The sequence below is a fragment of the Chromobacterium sp. Rain0013 genome, assembly GCF_015291765.1.
GTDB classification, from domain to species: domain Bacteria; phylum Pseudomonadota; class Gammaproteobacteria; order Burkholderiales; family Chromobacteriaceae; genus Chromobacterium; species Chromobacterium haemolyticum.
On sequence record NZ_CP031514.1, the window covers coordinates 3,325,748 to 3,347,341 of the forward strand.

Consider the following 21,594-nt stretch of genomic DNA (forward strand, 5'->3'; position numbering starts at 1 on the left):
TTACTTTATCTTTTCAAAAGAGTCAGTTACCCTATGAGAGCTAACAAGCCCATCAGCACTATCATGCCAATAACTACTACATCCTTCTTTTCCCACACCATAACAACTATGCGCAGTTCTATCTCCATTAAATATATTAATCCACTCCTTGATCTTGTTTGACCCTTCCGGCGTCGTCCCTCCTGTCGCAGGATTCCCCCCAAGTATTCTCCCCACAAAATCGTCCTTATGGTTCTGCAACATCAATTCCGCTAAAACTTGCTGCTCCACCGTCATGTCTGTCCGGTTTTGCAGAAATGACAGCCGCTGATTGGTTTTATCAGCATTCGCCGCCGGGCCAAACAGCCCAACCCGAGTACCTGACAATGCCCCTTTGTTTTTCTCCTCTCTTGCTAGAATGTCCAGCGCGTTGTACAAGGTCAGCGAACCACGGCTATGGGCATTGACTTGCAATGGGTCCATGCCATTCGCCAACAAAATATTTCGTAGCTGAACCGTCGAAGTGCTTAACCCCATTACCTCACTCTCCAGAAACTTCTGATAACCAGCAATCATGAGTTCGGAGATGATGTTGTTGGCTTCCGGGAAGTGGATGTAGTACTGGGTGGCGGAGTCGTCCTGATTATGCTGACTAGCATAATTGCCCGCAGCCACCTCATTATTAAAAATTCCGTTAATGCTGATGCTCAGCTTGCCATCCGGCCCTGGCTTCAAGCTACGCATCTCCTCCTCGCTGGCCAGCACCCACTTATCCTTGCCCTCCGCATCTTTCTTCTTTTTGTACAAGGGGTGCTGTTGCAGGAATAGCTTGCGGTAGGCTTCATCTGTGAATTTCACTGCCTCAGCGTACAGTGCGGTCTTAATAGCGGTTTCGGCATCCACCTTTTCAGCCAAGCGTTCTAAGTCCTGACGGAAAGCCGCTTGATGACTGGTCTCTGCATTGCGGTTCAATTGACGCACGGCTTCCTCGGCACTTCTTCCTGTCAGTACCTGTTGTTTGACTTCGTCGGTAATGAAGATTTGCCCCTGGCTGATCGCGCTCAGGGTCTGGCCCTTGGAATCGCCGCTAGCCTCGGTCTCATTTGCCAAAGCTCCGGTTACGCCCTTAGCCGCACCGTATTTTCCCTGGTTCAACATGTCAGTGCTGAGACTGAGGCCGCTATTACTTGCCCGTACCTCGGCACGATTTTCGATATCGCTAGCGGTCAGCGTACCGGTAGCGAGTAGATTGTTATTAGCTACAACCGCGCGGGAACTGCTGCTGATCGTCCCGCCCTTCAGATCGGTATTATTCTGGACCTCGATCTGGAAACCACCATCTCCAGCCTTTAAGCCGGATTGATCCACCACCCCATCGTAGCGACTATAACGCTTGCTCTGGTTGTAGGAGGCTGAGGCACTCGGTGTGCCATAGCCAACCGACAAGCCTAAGCCGATACTGTGCTGGGTGCTGTCATAACGGCTTTGCTCTTTCAGGCTTTCGATATTCAGATCACCGCCCACCTGGGCTACCATCTGCCGGCCACTGGCTTGAGCACCTTTCAGATTGGTGTCCTGACCCGATACTATACGCAGTGTCTGACCGGCTTCGATGCGGCTATTCGTCCAGGTCTTGTCCTCACCGTCCATCTTGCCACGCCCAGCATTGGCTCCCACGTTGAGCGTCAAACCATCAGAACCGAAACTTACGCCCAAGCTCCCACCACGACTGCTATTGCTACCCAGTTGTGAGACCATATTTTGCGAGGCAAGCAAATTGACCTGATTGTCTGCTCTCAGAGTGATATTCCTGCTGGCATTTACTTCGCTGCCCTGAATGTTTATATCGCTATTTTTACCTGCACCGCTGGCAACCATGGTGATATTGCCGCCAGCTACCACCATCGAGCCTACACTTTGATCGCGGCTGTGCTGGCTACGGCTCTTATTACTGCTGCTCCCCACGCTAATGCTGACATTCACCCCCCCCACCTTATCCGTCGCATTCGCGTCCCGCGTGATAGCATCACGATTACGGTCCAACCGACCTAAATCAATCTGGTTCTCCTTGCCGCCAATAGTTGCACCCTGGCTTTCTTTGATTCGGTTGTAAGCGTCAAAACCAGTCATAGCCGAGGTCAGCGCGGCCAGAGCTTTCATTCCTTCGCTGTCAGTCTTGCTCGCTGCCTGGCTCATGCGTCTAGCGGTATTCACTGAATCCACCACCGGGTTCGTCACTCCAACGCTAAGGCCGGACTTTAGGTATTGAGTTTCCATCTGGCTTTGCTGCATTTCCCTCGCTGCTTCGATCGTAATGCGCTCGGCGTTGACATTAATGTCTCCCTTGATTGCCAACACCGCGCTGCCAGTTTGCTGAACGTTGCGACCGGCCCGGAGGGTTACATTGCCATCGCTGCTGCCCAGCAGGCTGCCCTTCGAAATGCTACTGGTGTTTTGCTGGTCCAGGCTTTGTTGCTGCCTGCCAAAGGAGAAGCCGAGGCCGCTGCCGCCCATCAACCCGCTGCGACGAGTCTGGCTGTGACTGCGGCCTTGGTGGTTGTCTTCCGCTGCAACGAGGTTGACGTCCCGGCCGGCGAGCAGGTCCACATCATGGGTCGCGGCCACGCTGCTGCCGGCCACGGTCAGATCCTGTCCTGCTTGGATACGAATGCTGTCGCCGGACAAGCTGCTACCCTTGGCTGTCGTTTGCCAATTATCGGTCTTACCCTGGCTTTGCTTGCTGCTGACCAGGCTCTTGCGGGTGCTGCTGGATTGTTCCTGGAAGCTGTAGCTTTCTTCCGCCGCACCCACTTGGATGTCACGGGAGGCGCTGAGCTTGAGGTCTCCTTTATCGCTGACGATATCGCTTCCCAGCACTTTGATATCAGTATTGCGCGCCTGGATGGTCACCCCTTGCTGACCGCCAATCTGGCTGCCCTGCGCTTGCGTGTCGCGAATGGCTTGCTGGCGCTGGCTGCGGGTCTGGCCGATGTGGTTGTTTTCGGCATCGTCGATTTCCACATGGCGCGCCGTCGCGCCGATATCCACTTGCGTGCCGGACAGCAGCACCTGGCCTTGATCGCTGGCGACGCGGCTGCCTTGCACGCTCAGCGCCTGGCCGGCCACGGCGACCACGCCGGCCCCGCCGCTGAGCTGGCTGGCCATCAGCGTATCGGCCTGATAGCGCGCCTCCACGCGTGAACTGGCGCTGTCGGCGGTGAGCGTGGTGTTGTTGGTGGTTTTGTCGGCCAACACCGACAGCCGGTTGCCGGCGCTGACATTGAGCTGACCCTTGGCCTGGGCGCTGGAGCCGCTCAGCGTCAGATCCTTGCCCGCGCTCAAATTGAGCTTGCCGCCGGATTGCAGGCTGCTGCCCTGCGCGTTCTCCCACACGCCGCTGACGGTGGCAACGCCGCTGCCGCCTACGTCGGGGCCCAATGTGGCATCGCGGTTGCCCATGCTGCCGGCGATCAGGTCCACGCTGCCTTCCTTGCGGCTGCGCGCGGTGCCCAAGGTCAGATTGTTGCTGGCGCTGAGGCTGAGCAGTTCGGTCGCGTCGATCTTGGCGCCTTTCAAGGCGATATCCGCGCCGCTCAGGCTGATGTCGCGCCCGCTGACGGCGGCCTGACGGCCAGCATTCTGCAGATCCGTGTCCAGCGTTAGGCTGTCCGCCAGCAGCTTGACGGTGTCGGCCTGGATCAGGCCGCCGGTGTTGCGGATCACATCGGCCTTGGCTATCAGGCTTTGATCGGCCTGCAGCCTACCGCTGTTGCTCAGGCTGGCGGCGGACAGGCTGAGATCCTTGCCGGCGATCACCGCGCCGTCGCCGGTGAGACCCACGGTGTTGTGTGCCAGATAGACGGTGGGCACCAGCACGGTTTGCGGCCCGTTGGCGGTGTGGACGGTTTCGCGGACCATCCAGACGATATCTTGCTGCAAAGCGGCGATTTGCGCCGGAGTCAGCGACACGCCTGTGGTGAGCCGGAAGTCCTTGGCCACGCTCACGCCCTGGTTCATCAGCGCCTTGAATTGCTCGGTGGCGTCTTCGCCGCGCAGCGATGGACGGCCGGTTAGCGCCAGGATCTGATCACGCACCAGCTTTTGCTCGTAATAGCCGTCGCCCAGGCGCTTGTGCACGCCGGCCGGGTCGTAGTTCAACTGCTTCAGCATGTAGTCGCTGCTGACGAAGTTGCTGTACTCGGTAAAGCGGCTGTCGGTCTCTATCAGATAAGGCGCTGTGGGACTGGGGTTTTGCTGGAACAGCTGGTTGTTGGGCAGGCGGTCCAGCAAGCCGGGCTGGGCGGGGCTGCCCTTGAGCGGATGCGTTTGCGCGCGCGGCTGGGTCGTGGCCACTTGCGCGGCGACGGGGGCGCCGCCGGCCTGGGCATGGGCCAGTTTGGCGCCTTCAAGCGCCGGGCCGACGGTGGATGGGTTTTGTTCCATCTTGACTTGCTGAGCCGCCGTGCCGGCTTGCACCGCGGCCACCGCGTTATTACCGGCACTTGGGGCGATGCGTTCGCCCGCGCCCAAACTTAAGGGCAAGGCTTCTCCGCCGGATTGCACCTGGCCCAGACGACCGGCTTCCGGACCTTGGCCGCCTCTAGCTTGACCGGCGTTGGCTGCGGTTTGCGAGCCGTCCCAGGCCGCTTGCTCCGCTTGAGCGGCGGCCTTGGCCGCCTCCGCCGCGCTAACCTGGGCCGGGTTGATGGTGATGTTTTCTATGCTGGGCGCGCGCACGCTGACGCCCTGGTGGCCGGCGATGGTGGCGTCTATGGTCTGCAACGCCACCGTTTTGTCCAAGGTGTATGTGGGAAACCAGTGACGCGTGTTGCGGTCGTAGTGGTCGGTACCGGTTTCCTGAATGCGCTCGTTGACGGAATAGGCGCGGTTGATCACGCGCGCGTCTCCACCTCCATTGTCCGCCCCGTTGATGGTGATGCCGCCATTGGCGGCAATGCGGCTGGCGTCATTCAAGAGCTGGCCGCTGATGTTCACTGTCATATTGCCGCCTGCGCTCAGGCTGGCAACCTCGCCGACGGAGATCAGTTTGTCGCGGGTCTTGGTGCCGCTGGCAGAACGGTTCCGCAAGTTGAACTTGTTATTGGGATCGACAAAGTCCAATTCCAGCGGATTGATGTGGATGGCCGGGTTCCATTGCTCGTTGCGGCCAGACCACACCTCGCGCCACACAGTGTGCTCATAAGGACAGGCCGCCCCCTGGAAGCAGCTGTAGCCTTGGTAGAAGGTCATGTCGTAGCCGCCGCTGTCGTTTTTCTTGATGGCGTTGTAGTTAACCCAACGTTCCTGAGTGCCTTGAAAGCGGACCAGAGCCTGCTTCTTGGCTTCATTCACCTGCAGGATGGTGCCGTAACGCGTCTTGGCCGCTTCAGCGTCGTTGACGGGCAGGGATTTGGTGACGGCTGACCAGTCCCAACCGCCCACGCGTTCGAACACGTCCCAATAGTAGTTGTACTTGTACCAGCTATAGTTTTCGCTTTCCGCCGCGCGCTTGATGTCGACATGAGTGCGCTGGTTGTTGAGCCGGCCAGCGCGGATGGAAACATCGCCTTCGGCCTCTATGGTGGTGGAGATGTTTTCAATCAGGTCGCCGCTGCTCAGGCTCAAGGCGCCGCCGCTGTAGATGTAGCCGCTGTCGCGGTTGCTCAGGCGGCTGCCTGCATTGAGGCTCAGGCTGCGGGTGGCGGCCAGCACCGCCTGGCCGCCGTGGTTGTCGATGACGCCGCCGTTCACCGTGACGTCGCGGCCGCTGATCATGCCGGTGTTGTCCAGCGCGGACGCGGTCAAGCTCAGTTGCTCGGCGTCCAGCCGGCCCTGATTGAGCGCCTGGCCGGCGCCATTGATGTCCAACTTGCCGCCCGAGACCAGCTTGGCGCCGGCGGCGTTGCTGAAGCTGGCGGCTTGCAAACTGACATTGCCGACGTTGGCCCATTTTCCCTCATTGCGCAGGCTGCCGCTGGTGCGCAAACTCAGCGGCCCCTGGCTGGCCAGGGTGTCGCCGTCGCGGAACACATAGTCCTGCTGCAGGTCCAGGCTGAGGCTGGTCTGCCCCACCATATTGCCGCTCTGATTGTTCAATTGCCCGGCGTGAAGACTCAAGGCCTGGCCGCTGCTGACTGCGCCGCCTTGGTTGTGCAGCTGGCTGGTGCGCAGCCGCTGGTCGCGGTCGGCTATCAGCTTGCCCTGGCGGTTGTCGATCTGGCCGCTCAGTTGCGCCTCCAGTGCGCCCGCGGTCTGTACTTGGCCATATTGATTGTCGAAGCCGCTCAGGCCCAGCTTGATGTCGCCCAGGCTCAGCAGGCTGCCGTAGCGGTTGCCCAGTTCGCCGGCGCTCAGCGATAAAGCGCCGCGGCTGCTCAGCATACCGCTAGCGTTGTTGACCGCTGCGGCCTTCAACTGCAGGCCTTGGTCCGTGATGATCTTGCCCCGGCTATTATCCAGTGCGCCGCTCAGGCTCAGCTGCGCCGCGCCGCCGCTTTGCAGCTCGCCATCTTGATTGAGCAACTGCGTCAGCTGATAGCTCGCATCGCCGCTGCTGATCAGCTTGCCGTGCTGATTGCGCAGCGCGCCGGCACCCACGCTGATGGCCTGGCCGCTTGAGATCAGACCGCGCTGGTTGTCCAGTTCGCCGGCGCTCAGTTGCAACCCTTGATTCGCCACCAGCTTGCCGTCCTGGTTGTTCAGCAGGCCGACGCTGTTCAGCGTCATTTCGCCTAGGGTCTGCATCTTGCCGTCGCGGTTGTCCAGCGCGTCCAGCGTCAGGCTCAGACCGCGCTGGCTGGCCACCGCGCCATTCTGATTGCTCATCTGGCCTGCGCGCACGGTGATGTCTTCGCCGCCGGCCAGCGTGCCTTGCTGATTGCGCAGCGCGCTGCCGTCCAGCCGCATGGCGCGTTGGACGCTGATGCGGCCCAGTTGGTTATTGATCTCGCCTTGGCTGAGCAAGGTCAGCGCGCCGCCGCTTTGCAGTTTGCCGCCGCGGTTGTCCAGTTGGTCCGATTGGATCACGCCGTCGCCCAGGCTGGTGATCCGCCCGCTCTGGTTGCTGGCGACGCCGGTTTGCAATTTCAAGGCGGCTCGGCTGACGATATCGCCGCCGTCGTTGTTCAGGCTGCCGGCTTTCAAGCTTTGCTGCTGGTGGCTCAGCAGCAAGCCTTTCTCATTATTTAGCCGGCCGCTGGCGCTCAAGGTCAGCGCGGCCTCGCTTTCCATTGCGCCGCCTGCGTTGTCGATATTCGCCGCTTGCGCCGTCAAACCTGCGCCGGCACTGATATTGCCGGCCCGGTTGTCCAGGCCGTCGTTGGTCGATAGCTTCAGCGCGCCACGCCCGTCGATAACGCCGCCCTGGCTATTGTCCAGCAGCTTCGCGCTGGTGTTCAGCGCGCCGCCGGACAGTAGTTTGCCGCCCTGGTTGTCCAGCTTGCCGGCCTGGCTATGCAGCTCCATTTGCTTCAGCGCGCTGAACTGACCCTTGCGGTTCTGAATGTCGCCTTGCGCCTGTAATTCCAGCTTGCCGTCGCCATGCACTTTGCCACCGGCATTGTCCAGGCTGGCCAGCTTGAGTTCACCCTCGCCCAGGCTGAGGATTTCGCCGCCGCGGTTGCTGACAGCGCCGCTTGCCAGCGTCAAGCCAGCTCGGCTGCCTATGCTGCCCTTGTCGTTATTCAGGCTGGCGGACTGCAAGCTCTGCGCTTGCTCGCTCAACAGTTTGCCGCCGTGGTTGTCCAGCGCGCCATCTACCTTAACTACAAGCGTGGTCTTGCTTTCCAGCGCGCCGCCGGCATTGCTCAAGCCGCCGGCCGTCACCGCCACCGCCGCGCTGCCGCGGATGCGCCCGCCATCATTGCCCAGTTGACCGGCGCTGTTCAGCGTCAGCTTGCCGTCGCCGTCGATGACGCCGCCCTGGCCGTTGTTCAGCTGTTGCGCGCTAAGCGCCAGCGTGTCGCCGGCTTGCAGCTTGCCGCCTTTATTGTCTATTTTGCCGTCGCCACTATGCAGTTCCAGTTGCTTCAGCGTGCTGAGCAGCCCTTGATGATTCTGAATATCGCCCTGTGACCGCACGCGTAGCTTGCCGTCGCTAAGAACTTTGCCGCCGGCATTGTCCAGGCTGGCCAGTTGGAGCTCGCCATCGCCCAGGCTGAGGATTTCGCCGCCGCGGTTGCTGGCCGCGCCGCTTGCCAGGGTCAAGCCGGCGCGGCTGCCTATGCTGCCGCCATCGTTGGCAAAGCAGCCTGCCTTCAGTGTTTGCGCGCGGCCGCTCAGCAACTTGCCCTGGCTATTGTCCAGCAAGCCTTGGGCGCTGAGCCTCAGTTCCCCCTGGCTTTCTATCGCGCCTTTGGCATTGCTCAGCGCCCCGGCGCTGACGGCGACATTGGCGCTGCCCGCCAGCAGGCCAGCCCGATTGTCCAGTAGACCGGAGGTATTCAAGGCCAGACTCCCGCCGCCGTCAACGCGCCCGCCATCGCGGTTGTCCAGGCTGCCCGCGTCCAGGCTCAAACCCTCTGCTGCCAGCAGCTTGCCGCCACGGTTGCCTGCCGCGGCATCGATGCGCAATGTAAGGCGACGCGCGCTCTGCACGGCGCCGCCGGCGTTGTCCAAACTGCCGACGTTCAAACTCAGGTTTCCGTTGCCGCCGATCAAGCCGCCCCGATTGCTCAAACTTTGCCGCACGCTCCAAGACTGCGCCGCGTCGCTTAAGGCCAGCAACTTGCCGCCGCCGTTGTCCAATTGGCCAAGGCTCAGCGCCAGGCTGTCGGCCTCGATGCGGCCGCCGCGATTGTCCAGCAGTTGGCCGATGCGGAAGTCGCCGCTGCCCTGGCCTATCTGCTCCCAAACGCCGCCCAGGTTGTTGAGCGCGGCGGCGCTGGCCTGCCACTGACCCGCTTGCAGCGTGGCCGCGTCGCTATCGATGCGGCCGCCGGCCTGGACCTCCAAGCGGCCGGTGTTCACGTTGGCGCGGCTGAGACCCAGCCCGTTCTCCGCCGTCAGCGTCACGCTATCGTTGGCGCGCAGTTTGGCGTCGGCGGCGTTCATCGCCGCCGCGTTGAGGTTCAGGCTGGAACCGGCCAGCGCATGGCCGCTCAGTTGCAGGCTGTCGCTGGCTTTCAAACTTAGCGCGCCCGTCGTGCCCACTTGCGCCTTGTCATCGCTGCCGGCCGCGAAATCGCCATTAGCGACGATGTCGCGCGCGCTGACTTTCACATCGCCGGCCGCCGCCAGGGTGCCGCTCTGGCGCAAAGCGGCGTCGCCGCTCACTTCCAGCTTGCCGGGGCTGTAGCTGGCGCCGCTGTGTTCGATATTGCCGGCGGCACGGTATTGGATATCGCCGCCGTTTTGGCGGCCGTTCAGAGTCAGTTGGCCGGCGCTGTCCAGCTTCAGCTGCTCGTCGCCGCTCAGTTGTCCACTGCTGCGCACGCCGACGCCAGCCTCGGTGGCCAGCAGGCGGATCTTGCCGGCGTACATGCCGCCCAGTTGCGCCACGTCGATGGCGAAGCCGGGGCGGCCGGCGCGGTCCGCCGCCAGGGCCTGTATGTTTTGGTGATCGGCGCTGATGCGGTTACGGCCGGCGCTGACGCTCAGCTGCGGCGCCCAGAGGCCGGCTTGCACTTCCACCGCCCGCGCCATCAGTTCGGCGTATTCGGTGCTGCCGGCCTGCATGCCGGCTCCCTCAATGCGGATGACTCCGCTTTCCACGCGGTAGCCGGCCAGGCTCCCGTCTGGATTCAGTTCCGGCCGGCCGGTGGTCAGGGTCATGCGCCCGGCGTTGATGGTGCCGCAGCCGTCGCAGAGAATGCCGGAAGGGTTGGCCACAATGACTTGGGCGCGGCCGCCTGCCACTTCCAGGAAACCGCGCAGCTGGCTGGGGTTGGCGCTGTTAACCTCGTTGAGAATCACCCGCGCCGGGGCGGCTGGATTGAGGTTGGGGTTACCCTGAACCCACCCGCCCAATTGTGTCTGCACGCTGGTGCCGCTGTTGTTGAGAATGGCTCCGCGCTTGTCGACGTCGAACTGGCTATATTGGTTGCGCGACACCCCGGCGGCGCTGGGCGCCTGAATGTTCACCTGCGGCAGACCGTTGGCAGTATTGATCACGTTGGGCCGCTGGGCCGCTGGCGCGTTCGGGTCCGCCACGATGCCGCCGGCCAGCGCGGATGCTCCAGCCAACGCGCACCAGCTGGCCCAAACAATGCCGCGCAAGATCACACCCAAGCGCCGGCTTGCCGCCACCGACGCGGCGGAGCGGCCGCCGCCCGCTCCCATCGGCTTGACGATCTCGGCGACGGCCATGATCAGGCCCCGCGCTTGATTGAAAACCAGACGATAGCAAAGACGGTTCATGTCCCACTCCCCCAAAAAATTAAGATATTCAGAATTGAATATTCAAGCTGAATCCTGACGCGGCGCCGGTTTGGAAGCCGGCGGGTTTCTGAATAGGCCAAGCGGTGAACATGTCGTAGGACAGTCGCTTGAACAAACTGCCGCGCATGCCGACTGCGCCGCCCGCCAGCTGACGGCCTATCAGCAGAGCGCTGGCGGCGCCGCTGACGCGGCCCAGATCCAGCCCCAGATACAATTCCTGGCCGCTGGGGCCCATTGCCCAGGACAACTCGTTGCGCCACAGCCAGCCGCGCTCGCTGGACAGGCTCAGATCGCCGTCGAAGCCGCGCACGGTGTAGCGTCCGCCAATGACGAAGCGGTCCTGCGGCACCAGCGCGCCCTTGCTCCACTGGCCGCGCCATTGACTGTTGATCCGCAGCTTTTGCGCGCCGATTTGCAGCGGCTGGTTGTAACTCAGGTCCACAGTCGCCACGCTGGGACGAGAGCCGCCGCTGCCCGTTTCCTCCTCCGGCGCGGGCAAGGCGCCCAGCATGGCGGTGCCGCGCCGCCAGTTAAGGCCGGCGTCCAGCGTGGCGTCGCCCAGATAAGAACGCTGGTTCAGCCCCAGCTCCCAACCAGCAATTTGCCGGTGCTGCAGGCGGATTTCCGTGTCTTCGACGAAGTTGCGCGATTTGCGCTGGTAGGCGCGCAGGCTGAGCGTGGTCTTGTGCGCCTGGCTGCGGAACACCACCCGCGACAGGCTCAGCTGGCTATTCTCGCTGTCGCCGCGATACAGGTATTTCTCGTTAGCGCCGGCTATGGTCTGGTGGTAGCGGTAATCATTGAGAGTCAGGCCCAGTTGCCAGTAACCCAAGGGCAGCGAGTAATGCAGCGAACGGCTTTTAGAGCCCAACGGGTCATGCTGGAACAAGTCCTTGCCCTGGCTGTAATAGAACAGGTCATTGACGGTGAGCAGATTGTCCAGCGACAGCGTGGCGCTGCCTTGGTAGCGGCCGGTGGCGTCGCTGCCGCCGTCGTCCAGGCTCAAGGATAGGCGGATGGGCAAGATCTCTTTCCAGGCAATCACCAGGTCGCTTTTACCATCGGCGCCCGCCGGTTCGATCTGGATATCGGCATCCGCCGTCGGCACCCGCTTGAAGTTTTCCAGCGCTTGTTCGATATCGCGCAGATTGAGCACATCCCCCGGCCGCGCCGGCAGAGCGTTTGACCAGCGCGCGCGCCACGACGCCGGTTCAGCAAAGCGGATGGACTGGATGCGGCCGGGAATCAACGTCAGCGTCAGCACCCCCGGCTTCAAGTCCTGCGGCGTGACCAGTACCCGGGTAGTCACATAACCCTGGGCGATCAAGGCGTTTTGCACCCGCTTCATCGCCAGATTCACCCCTTGAGCGCCCAGGCAGCGGCCGACGGCGTCGGCGGCGGCCAAGGCCCATCTGAAGCGCTCGGCCAGTTCGCCAACCATACGCAGTTCGTGAATGGCGAAACACGGGGCCTCGCTGGCCGGATAGTCCGCTAAAACGTCGGCCTGCCGCGGCAGACGTACATCAGGCGCCGCCGGCAGTACCTGCTCTTGCAAGACACGCTCGCGCTCCTGTTGCAGGATCAGCGCCTGATCCGGAGAGGGATGGGTATTGGACCAGGCCCAAGAGCTATGGACGCCGGCCAAGATACAGACCAGGGCAACAGGCCAGTGTATTGATGACATATCCAGATTTCACTATCTGTCTGCTGGGTTTCAGCGCATTGACATGAAGTCCGGACCGTAGCATGACTGCCTGGGTTTGTTGTGTAGGATTTTTCCCAAAAATAACAAGAAAAATCATGAGATTAAAATAAAACCCATCAAAATCAGCAATAACTAAATAGAGCTTATAGCGAGACAAGCACGCTTTTTTCAATGCGCCCTCAACCCGTCAGAATTCTTGACGCCCCACCAGTCTGTTTAGCTTGTACAGAGCGCTGTGATCCATCACACGGCGCCCGGCGTAGAAGCCCATAAAAACCTTTTTCAAAATGACAATGATCTGCGTTTCACTCAGAAAATCGCAGTGAAATGGTAAAAACCACTCGTTTGTGTTCGGCTTTTAATACTCCTTCCAAAACAACAAACAAAGATTGCAGCTCTTCCACGCTCAAGCGCAGGCCAGCCGCGTATAATCGCCATGGTATTTTCCGGAGCTTCGCCCATGTCTTTGCCATTCCGCCTTGCCCCCGCTCTTTTGAGTTTCGCCTGCGCCGCCGCTCTTGCCGCCGGCGTCACCACCTTCAGCCCACAGGGCGAAGTCAAAGAAGTGCAGCAGGTGCGCGCCACCTTCAACAGCAGCATGATTCCACTGGGCAATAGCGCCGCGCCGGCGCCGTTCGCCTGGAGCTGCAGCCTGAAAGCCAAGGGGCATTGGGTGGACGACAAGACCTGGGTGCTGGACGTATCCGAAACCCCGGCCGCCAATACCGATTGCCGCTTCACGCCCAAACCCGGCCTCAAGGACTTGCAAGGCAATGTCGTGGGCTCCGGCCTGAGTTTCCGCTTCTACACCGGCGCGCCAGTGGTGGTCGAACGCTGGCCGCACAGTGGCCGCATCGAGGAAGACCAGGCCTTCGTGCTGCAATTCAACGGCGTCGGCGTGCCGGCTTCCTCCTTGTATTGCCAATCTTCCAGCCTGCCGGAACGCATCCCGGTCCAGCCCTTGCCGGCCGGGGAGCGCGCGGCGCTGCTCAAGCATCTGAAACTGGAACAACAATCCGCCAAGGTGCTGACGTTGCGCTGCGGCCAGCGGCTGGCGCCGGACAGCAAGCTCACGCTGGTGCACCAGCGCGGCGCGGCCACGCCGGACCGGCTCAATTACCAGGTGCGGCCGCCGTTCACCGCCAGCATGAGCTGCCTGCGCGAGAACGCTAAAGGCGCATGCATTCCGTTCAAGCCCATTACCCTCAACTTCAGCTCGCCGGTGCCAGAAAAACTGGCAATGGCGGTGCGCCTGAGCGGCGCCGGCGCCGAGCGCCCGCCGCAGGCGGAGGCGCGCAGCAAGGGCGAGCCGGTGGACAGCATCAGCTTTGCGCCGCCGTTCCCGCCCTTGGAAACGCTGACGCTGAAGCTGCCCAAGGAGTTTGGCGACGAGGTGGGCCGGCCGCTGGTCAACGCGGAGCGCTTCCCGCTGGCCATCAAGCTGGCCGACTACCCGCCCTTGGCCAAATTCGCCGCCGCGCCCTTTGGCATCATAGAGTCCGGCGCGGACGCGGCGCTGCCCATCACCCTGCGCGGGGTGGAGGGCGACCTCAACATCAAATCGGTGCAATTGGGCGGCCAGGCGCTGCGGCTGAACAAGGACCAGGACATGATGACCTGGCTGGCCAAGGTATTGCGCTATCACGAAAGCTATCTGCCCGCAGGCAAGGACAAGACCATAGAAAGCCGGCGCCTGTCCCTGCTGGCCAAGGAAAAGGCCGCTCAGCCGCTGAAGCTGCCCAGCCAGCCGGACAAACAGGGGAAATGGCCGTTTGAAGTGGTGGGCATCCCCCTGCCCAAGCCCGGCCTCTACGTAGTGGAAGTATCCTCGCGGCTGCTGGGCAAATCGCTGCTGGCCAGCTCCAAGCCCATGTATGTGCGCACCGCCGCGCTGGTCACCAATATGGCGGTGCACTTCAAAAGCTCCAAGGAAAACGCCGCGGTGTGGGTGACCACGCTGGACAAGGGCAAGCCGGTGCCGGCCGCCCGCGTCAACATCTACGATTGCAAGGGCAACGCGCTGTGGTCCGGCAAAACCGACTCCAAGGGGGTGGCCACGGTCAAATCCGTGCTGCCGGCCGGCAGCTGCGACAACGAGGAGCTGTCCGGCCTGTTCATCACCGCCGCCGCCAAGGACGCCAACGGCAACGACGACGTGTCCTTCGTCCGTTCCAGCTGGAATCGCGGCATCGAATCCTGGCGCTTTCCCTTCCCCACCCAGTGGAGCGACAGCCCCAACATCCTGGCCCACACCATCCTGGATCGCGCGCTGTTCCGCGCTGGTGAAACCGTATCGATGAAGCATCTGCTGCGCACTCAGGTCAGCCGCGGCCTGGCCCAGCTCAAGCCCGGCCAGCTGCCGCAGCAACTGCGCATCGTCCACGACGGCAGCGGAGACGAAATCAGCCTGCCGCTAAGCTGGCGCAACGGCCGCTACGCGGAAAGCAGCTACGCCCTGCCCAAGGAAGCCAAGCTGGGCGAATACACGCTGTATCTGGAACGCAAAGGCGCGCGCGGCCCGGACGACAAGGACAAACCGTCCAGCCCGGAGCTGGACGGCTACTCGCTGCGCAGCGGCAACTTCCGAGTGGAGGAATTCCGCCTGCCCACCATGACTGGCCGCGTGTCGACGGTGAAGAACGCCGGCATCGCACCCAAGCAGTTGCCGCTCAACGTATCCCTGTCCTGGGGCAACGGCGGCCCGGCCAAGGGCTGGCCGGTGGAAGTCAGCGCCATGCTGGCCGACGCCTACCAGCGCATCAAGGGCTATGAGGATTACAGCTTCTCGCCGCCGCAGCGCCAACGCGACCAGGCCGAATCCTCGCTGGACGGCAAAGTGCTGCTGGACAAGGCCGCGCTGCAACTGGACGCCAACGGCAACGGCAAGACCACGCTGGACAAGCTGCCCAAGCTGGACCGCCGCTATGACCTGGTCACCGAGGCCGCCTACCGCGACCCCAACGGCGAAGTGCAAACCTTGACCCGCCGCATTCCCCTGTGGCCGGCCGGCCTGCAAGTGGGCATCAGCGTGGACAGTTGGATCACCGCCGGCCGCGCCTTGCAGCTCAAGGCCGTGGTGCTGGACACCGCCGGCAAGCCGCTGGCCGGCAAGAACGTCAAAATCAGCCTGCGCGAACACCGCTACCTGTCCAGCCGCAAGCGGCTGGTGGGCGGCTTCTACGCCTGGGACCACAACGAAGAGACCGACGACAAGGGCAAGGTGTGCAGCGGCAGCACGGACGGCCGCGGCCTGATGTTCTGCGAAGTCAATCTCAAGGACGCCGGCGACATGGAGCTAATCGCCGAAGCCGCCGACGACAACGGCAACCTGGCGCAAAGCTCGCAATCCGTCTGGGTCAGCAAGCACGACGAGCTGTGGTTCGACGTGGACAACAACGACCGCATCGACATCCTGCCGGAAAAAATCAGCTACGCCCCCGGCGAAACCGCCCGTTTCCAGGTGCGCATGCCCTTCCGCAAAGCCACCGCCTGGCTGGCGATTGAACGCGAAGGCGTGATCGAAACCCGTGTGGTGGAGTTGGAAGGCAAGAACCCGGTGATCGAACTCAAGATAGAACCGGGCTGGACGCCCAACGTCTACGTTTCGGTGCTGGCGGTACGCGGTCGCGTGCGCGAAGTGCCTTGGTACTCCTTCTTCACCTGGGGCTGGAAAACGCCGGGCGAGTGGTGGGACGCCTATTGGAACGAAGGCGGCGACTACACCCCGCCCACCAGCATGGTGGACCTGTCGCGTCCGGCCTTCAAATACGGCATTGCCGAAATCCAGGTGGGTGACGCCGCCAAACGGCTGGATGTGACCGTGAGCCCGGCGCGCAAGAACTACGGCATCCGCGAAACGGCCGAAGTGGCCATTCAGGTCAAGCTGCCCGGCGGCAAGCCGGCGCCGGCGGGCACCGAAGTGGCCTTCGCCGCGGTGGATGAAGCGCTGCTGGAACTGCAGCCCAACCGCAGCTGGGAACTAATGCAGGCCATGTACCAGCGCCACAGCTACGGCGTGGAAACCGCCACCGCCCAGCTGGAAGTGGTGGGCAAGCGGCATTACGGCCGCAAGTCGCTGCCGCCGGGCGGCGGCGGCGGCAAGGCGCCCACCCGCGAGCTGCTGGACACCCTGCTGCTGTGGCAGCCGCGCGTGGTGCTGGACGCCAATGGCAGCGCCCGCGTCAAAGTGCCGATCAACGACGCGCTGACCCGCTTCCGCCTGGTGGCGGTGGCCGATGTGGGCAATGACCTGTTCGGCACCGGCGAAGCCGGTTTCAACGTCACCCAGGACCTGCAACTGAGCTCCGGCATCCCGCCGCTGGCGCGCGAAGGCGACCAGTTCAGCGCCAGCGTCACCGTGCGCAACGGCGGCGACAAGCCTCTCAAGGTCAAGGTTCAGGCCGGCGCGCCCGGCCTGCCGGCGCTGCCGCCGCAGGAAGTCAGCCTGCCGGTGGGCGAGGCGCGGCTGTTGAGCTGGCCGGTGACAGTGCCCAACGACGTCAAGGAACTGAAATGGAGCTTCAGCGCTCAGCAAGTGGACGGCAAGGCCGCCGACAAGCTGGCTGTGCGCCAGGAAATCGAACCGGCGGTGCCCATCACCGTGGAGCAAGCCACGCTGCAGCGCGTGGCGCCGGAGCTCGGCATCCCCGTCGCCTTGCCGCCGGGCGCCCTGCCCGGCCGCGGCGGCATCCGCGTCAGCCTGCAGGCCAAACTGGGCAATGAACTACCCGGTGTGCGCCGCTGGTTCCAGGACTACCCCTATGTCTGCCTAGAACAGCGCAGCTCGGTGGCGCTGGGCCTGGCCGACGCCAAGCGTTGGGATCAATTGATGAGCGAACTGCCGCTATACCTGGACGGCAGTGGCCTGGCCGCCTACTTCCCGCTGGCCGAAGGCGCGCCGGACCGCGGCAGCGACATCCTCAGCAGCTACCTTCTGGCCGCCGCCCACGAAGCCGGCGTTTCCATCCCCGAAGCCCAGCGCGCGCGGCTGCTGGACGGCCTTTCCGCCTTCGTCGAAGGCCGGCTCAAACGCGATCTGCCGCTGGGCCGCCAGGACGCCGACGCCCGCCGTCTGAACGCGATGGATGCGCTGGCGCGTTACGGCCGCTTCCGTCCGGCCATGCTGGACGTGCTGGACCTCAACCCGCAGAAAATGAGTACCGCCATGTTAGTGGACTGGCTGGCGCTGCTTAACCGCGCCGCCGACATCCCGCAGCGCGCCGCGCGGGTGAGCGAGGCGGAAAACCTGCTGCGCGCAAGGCTCACCTACCAGGGCACCCGCATGGGCTTCAGCACCGAGGCCAGCGACAACGCCTGGTGGCTGATGGGCAACGCTGACGTCAACGCCGCCAAGCTGCTGCTGGCTGTGCGCAAGCTGCCTGGCTGGCAGGCGGACATGCCCCGCCTGCTCACCGGCCTGCTGGGCCGACAGCAAAAAGGCCATTGGGGCACCACCACCTCTAATCTATGGGGCAGCCTGGCTGTCGCGCAATTCTCGCGTCAGTTCGAAACCACGCCGGTCAGCGGCCAGACCAGCGCCGCGCTGGGCAGCACCAAGCTGAACCTGGCCTGGCCGCAGGACGGCGTCAAGGCGCTGGGCCTGCTGCCCTGGCCTGCTGCCGGCGGCAGCCTGCAGCTCAAACACGCCGGCGGCGGCGCTCCATGGGCCACGGTCCAGGCCGAGGCCGCCATTGCGCTCAAGGCTCCGCGCTACGCCGGCTACAGCATCAAGAAAACGCTAAGCCCGGTCAGCCAGAAAACCAACGGCCAGTACCAACCCGGCGATGTGGTCAAGGTCACGCTGGAGATCCAGGCGCAAAGCGATATGACCTGGGTGGTGGTCAACGACCCGATCCCAGCCGGCGCCACCATCCTGGGTTCCGGCCTGGGCCGGGATTCGGCGATCGACGCCAAGGCGGACAAGGACGGCGACCCCGCCGACTATGTGGAGCGCCGCTTCTCCGGCTACCGCGCCTACTACGGCTACGTGCCGCGCGGCAGTCTTAAAACCAGCTACACCATGCGTCTGAACAACCCCGGCGTCTTCAAGCTGCCGCCGACGCGGGTGGAAGCGCTGTACGCGCCTGACGTGTTCGGCATGTTGCCCAACCCGGCATTCAAGATAGTCGATGGCAAATAGAGCGGGATGGACCTGGCTGGCGGCTCTGGCTTTCAGCGCCGCCGCCGCGCCGGGGCTGGCTCAGCCCAGTTTTCAGCAGGTTAAAGCGGAGTGGCGTCCGTCGGACGTTGTGGTACTGGACCGCAACGGCCAACCCATGCAGCGACTGCGAGTGGACAAACAAGGCCGGCGGCTGGACTGGGTGGGCCTGGCGGACACCTCGCCGGCTTTCCGCCACGCGCTGGTGGTATCGGAAGACCAGCGCTTCTACCAGCACAGCGGCGTGGACTGGTCCGGCGTGGCCGCCGCGGCCTGGGGCAATTTGTGGAACACCCGCACCCGCGGCGCCTCCACGCTGACCATGCAACTGGCCGGTCTACTGGATAGTGATCTCAAGGTGGGCCGCAACGGCCGCAGCCTGTGGCAGAAGATGGGCCAGGGCTGGTCCGCCGCTTGGCTGGAAACCCATTGGAGCAAGGCTCAGATCCTGGAGGCCTACCTCAATCTGGTGGGCTTCCGCGGCGAACTGGTGGGCTTGTCCGCGCTGTCCGCCACCTTGTTCGGCAAGATGCCGGCCGGCCTTAACCTGGAAGAATCCGCCATCGCGGTGGCGCTAATCCGCGCGCCCAACGCCGCGCCGGACAAAGTGGCCACCCGCGCCTGCCGCATCCTGCAAGACATGCGCCGCCAGCCCAACTGCGCGGCGCTGGCGGTGCGTGCGCGCCAAGCGCTGGCGCAAAGCCGCGCCGCCAATCCGCTGGCCGAGCAGGACGCGCCCCACTTCGCCCAAAAACTGCTGCAGCGTCAGCCGCTGGCGGCCGGCAGCCGCATCGGCTCCACACTGGACCTGGGCCTGCAACGCTACGCGGCGTCGGTGCTGCGCCGGCACCTGGCCGCGCTGGCGCAGCGCAATGTGCAGGACGGCGCGCTGGTGGTGCTGGACAACGCCAGCGGCGACATCCTGGCCTGGGTGGGCTCCAGCGGCCGCGGCCTGTCCAGCGCGGCGGAAGTGGATGGCGTCACCTCGCTGCGCCAGGCCGGTTCCACGCTCAAGCCCTTCCTCTATCAACTGGCGCTGGAACGCCATTACCTGAGCGCCGCCTCCTTGCTGGGCGACAGCCCGCTGGACCTGCAAACCGGTTCCGGCCTTTACGCGCCGCAAAACTACGCCAAGGACTTCAAGGGCCTGGTGTCGGCGCGCACCGCGCTGGCCTCCTCCCTCAATGTGCCTGCGGTGCGCGCCATCGAAATGGTGGGCCCCAACGCACTGCGCGACCGCCTGTACCGGCTGGGCCTGAGCAGCCTGCAACAGGACGGAGATTACTACGGCTACAGCCTGGCGCTGGGCGCCGCCGACATCCGCCTGCTGGAACTGGCCAACGCCTACCGCACCCTGGCCAACCAGGGCCTGGCCAGCCCGACCCGCTGGACGCTGGCGGACCCCAAACCCAAGCCGCAGCGTCTGCTGAACGCCGCCAGCAGCTTCATCATCGCCGACATCCTGTCCGACCGCACCGCCCGCGCGCGCACCTTCGGCCTGGAAAGCGCGCTATCCACCCGCTACTGGAGCGCGGTCAAGACCGGCACCAGCAAGGACATGCGCGACAACTGGGCGGTGGGCTTTTCCCGCCAGCGCACCGTGGCGGTGTGGGTGGGCAACGCCGCCGGCGAGCCGATGTGGGACGTGTCCGGCATGCACGGCGCTGCGCCGGTGTGGCAGGCGGTGCTGGACCGTGCCCAACAGGGCGCGCCGGCCTCCCTGCCGCCGACTCCGCCGCCCGGCGTGGTGAGGCAGAACGTGCGCTACGAGGGCGATGTCGAGGCCAGCCGTCGCGAATGGTTCCTGGCCGGCACCGAGCGCGCGCTGATCGTGCCGGAACGCGGCGGCGCCGCCAGCCAGACGCCGGGCATCGCCGCGCCAGTGGACGGCAGCGTCTACGCGTTGGACCCGGACATCCCGCCGGCCAACCAGCGCCTGCTGCTGCGCGCGCGCGGCGTGGCCCGCCCGCAATGGTGGCTGAACGGCAAACGCCTGGGCTCCGGCGCCAACCTGCCCTGGTTCCCCTGGCCCGGCCGCCACGCGCTGGAACTGCGTGACGCCAAAGGTCTAGTGGTGGAGAAAATCCGCTTTGAAGTGCGCGGCGCCGTGATTACCCCTGGCCAGAAGACCGGTAAAATGGGCTCTGCCGCCAAAAAATAGCAGCAAACATTGCTCCATGCCATAAACATAAACGGCAGATCGTTTTTACCTCAACGACAAGGAGCAACACATGAAGTATCCATTCGAAAACCTGGCCCTGTCCGGCGGCGGCGTCTGGGGCATCGCCTATCTGGGCATGCTGGAGGAACTGGAGAAGGCCGGCGCGCTGGGCCAAATCCAGCGCGTGGTCGGCGCCTCCGCCGGCGCCATTTCCTCCATGCTGATCAGCTTTCAGCTCAGCGCGGCCAAAACCAAGGAGCTGGCGGACACCCTGGACTACCGCAAAGTCCCGCAAAAGACCACCGAGCCGCGCTCGGTGCAACTGGACGCCGCCTACCACGCCTTCCAGACCCATGCGCCGGGCATCACACCTGAAGACTTCATCTGCCTGCTTCGGCTGATCAACAAGAAGGGCTGGTACTCCAGCGAATATTTCTACGGCTGGCTGCAAGGCGTCGTCGCCAGCCAGTTCAAGGACGGACGGCCGGGCAAGAAATACACCTTCGCCGACTTCGCCAACCCCGCACTGCACAAGAACGAACAAGCCTTCCGCCAGCTCCATGTGATCGGCTGCGACGCCAACACTCACCAGGCCAAGGTGTTCTCCACCGAACTAACCCCGGAGGTGGAAGTGGCCGAGGCAGTACGCATTTCCATGTCCATCCCCTTCTTCTTCGAGGCGCAGAACTTCATCTACCCCCCGGAAGAGAAAGCCGACGTGTTCGTGGATGGCGGCACCATCTGGAACTACCCGATCAACTTCTTCGACGACAAACATCGGCCGGAGGCCACCTTAGGCGCCCGTTTCGATTCGCAAGAAAGCAAGCCGTCCCGCAACAAGGACAACAATCTGCTCCAGCACATCAAGGACATCACCCAAAGCGCCTGGCAGGCGCAAAACCTGAATTATCAGCACTCGCCGCTGGATCAGAAGCGCAGCATCAGCATAGACACCGGCTGCATCGACGCCACTGAATTCAACATCAGCCCCAACGACGACGACTATCAGCGGCTCTACCTGGCCGGCAGGGCCGCTACCTGCGCCTTCCTCTCGCGCTGCGAGCGCTAAGAACGAGTCTACGATCTCGCGAGCCTGAGCGAGACAAGGCGAAAACGGCTGAGAAAGCGGAATGTACGCGTGGTACATGAGCATTTCGAAGCGGTACTCACCGTGCGTGCAGCAGAAACAGGCTCTCAGCCGGTCCCCCGCGCCCA

The 21,594-nt window shown here is 63.5% G+C and carries 5 protein-coding genes; 3 read left to right on the forward strand and 2 right to left on the reverse strand.

Annotated elements, in window-relative coordinates; genetic code table 11:
• Together DXT74_RS15405 and DXT74_RS15410 are read right to left on the reverse strand one after the other, a co-directional pair.
• Window positions 1–10,335: a hemagglutinin repeat-containing protein gene (locus DXT74_RS15405; protein ID WP_194426402.1), complete on the reverse strand. Its 10,335-nt coding sequence runs from the start codon at window positions 10,333–10,335 to the stop codon at window positions 1–3.
• Window positions 10,336–10,363: 28 nt separating this feature from the next.
• Window positions 10,364–12,040, reverse strand: a complete 1,677-nt coding sequence (locus tag DXT74_RS15410; protein ID WP_194426403.1) for a ShlB/FhaC/HecB family hemolysin secretion/activation protein — start codon at window positions 12,038–12,040, stop codon at window positions 10,364–10,366.
• Between the two features lie 481 nt (window positions 12,041–12,521).
• Between DXT74_RS15410 and DXT74_RS15415 the strand changes: the two genes are divergently transcribed.
• The 3 genes from DXT74_RS15415 (at window position 12,522) to DXT74_RS15425 (ending at window position 21,448) form a co-directional block, all read left to right on the forward strand.
• On the forward strand, window positions 12,522–18,200 hold the full coding sequence (locus tag DXT74_RS15415; RefSeq protein WP_231138195.1) for an alpha-2-macroglobulin: 5,679 nt from the start codon (window positions 12,522–12,524) through the stop codon (window positions 18,198–18,200).
• Entirely contained in the window at window positions 18,190–20,379 is a 2,190-nt protein-coding gene (pbpC, locus tag DXT74_RS15420) for a penicillin-binding protein 1C (RefSeq protein WP_194426405.1), read from the forward strand. Before DXT74_RS15415 ends, pbpC begins: the two co-directional genes overlap by 11 nt.
• Before the next feature lie 70 nt (window positions 20,380–20,449).
• On the forward strand, window positions 20,450–21,448 hold the full coding sequence (locus tag DXT74_RS15425; protein WP_194426406.1) for a patatin-like phospholipase family protein: 999 nt from the start codon (window positions 20,450–20,452) through the stop codon (window positions 21,446–21,448).
• Window positions 21,449–21,594 lie beyond the last annotated feature (146 nt).

Bases quoted from the DNA above. Each gene is read 5' to 3' on its own strand.
- DXT74_RS15405 (WP_194426402.1), bottom strand. From the start codon at position 10,335: ATGAACCGTCTTTGCTATCGTCTGGTTTTCAATCAAGCGCGGGGCCTG.
- DXT74_RS15410 (WP_194426403.1), bottom strand. From the start codon at position 12,040: ATGTCATCAATACACTGGCCTGTTGCCCTGGTCTGTATCTTGGCCGGC.
- DXT74_RS15415 (WP_231138195.1), top strand. From the start codon at position 12,522: ATGTCTTTGCCATTCCGCCTTGCCCCCGCTCTTTTGAGTTTCGCCTGC.
- pbpC (WP_194426405.1), top strand. From the start codon at position 18,190: ATGGCAAATAGAGCGGGATGGACCTGGCTGGCGGCTCTGGCTTTCAGC.
- DXT74_RS15425 (WP_194426406.1), top strand. From the start codon at position 20,450: ATGAAGTATCCATTCGAAAACCTGGCCCTGTCCGGCGGCGGCGTCTGG.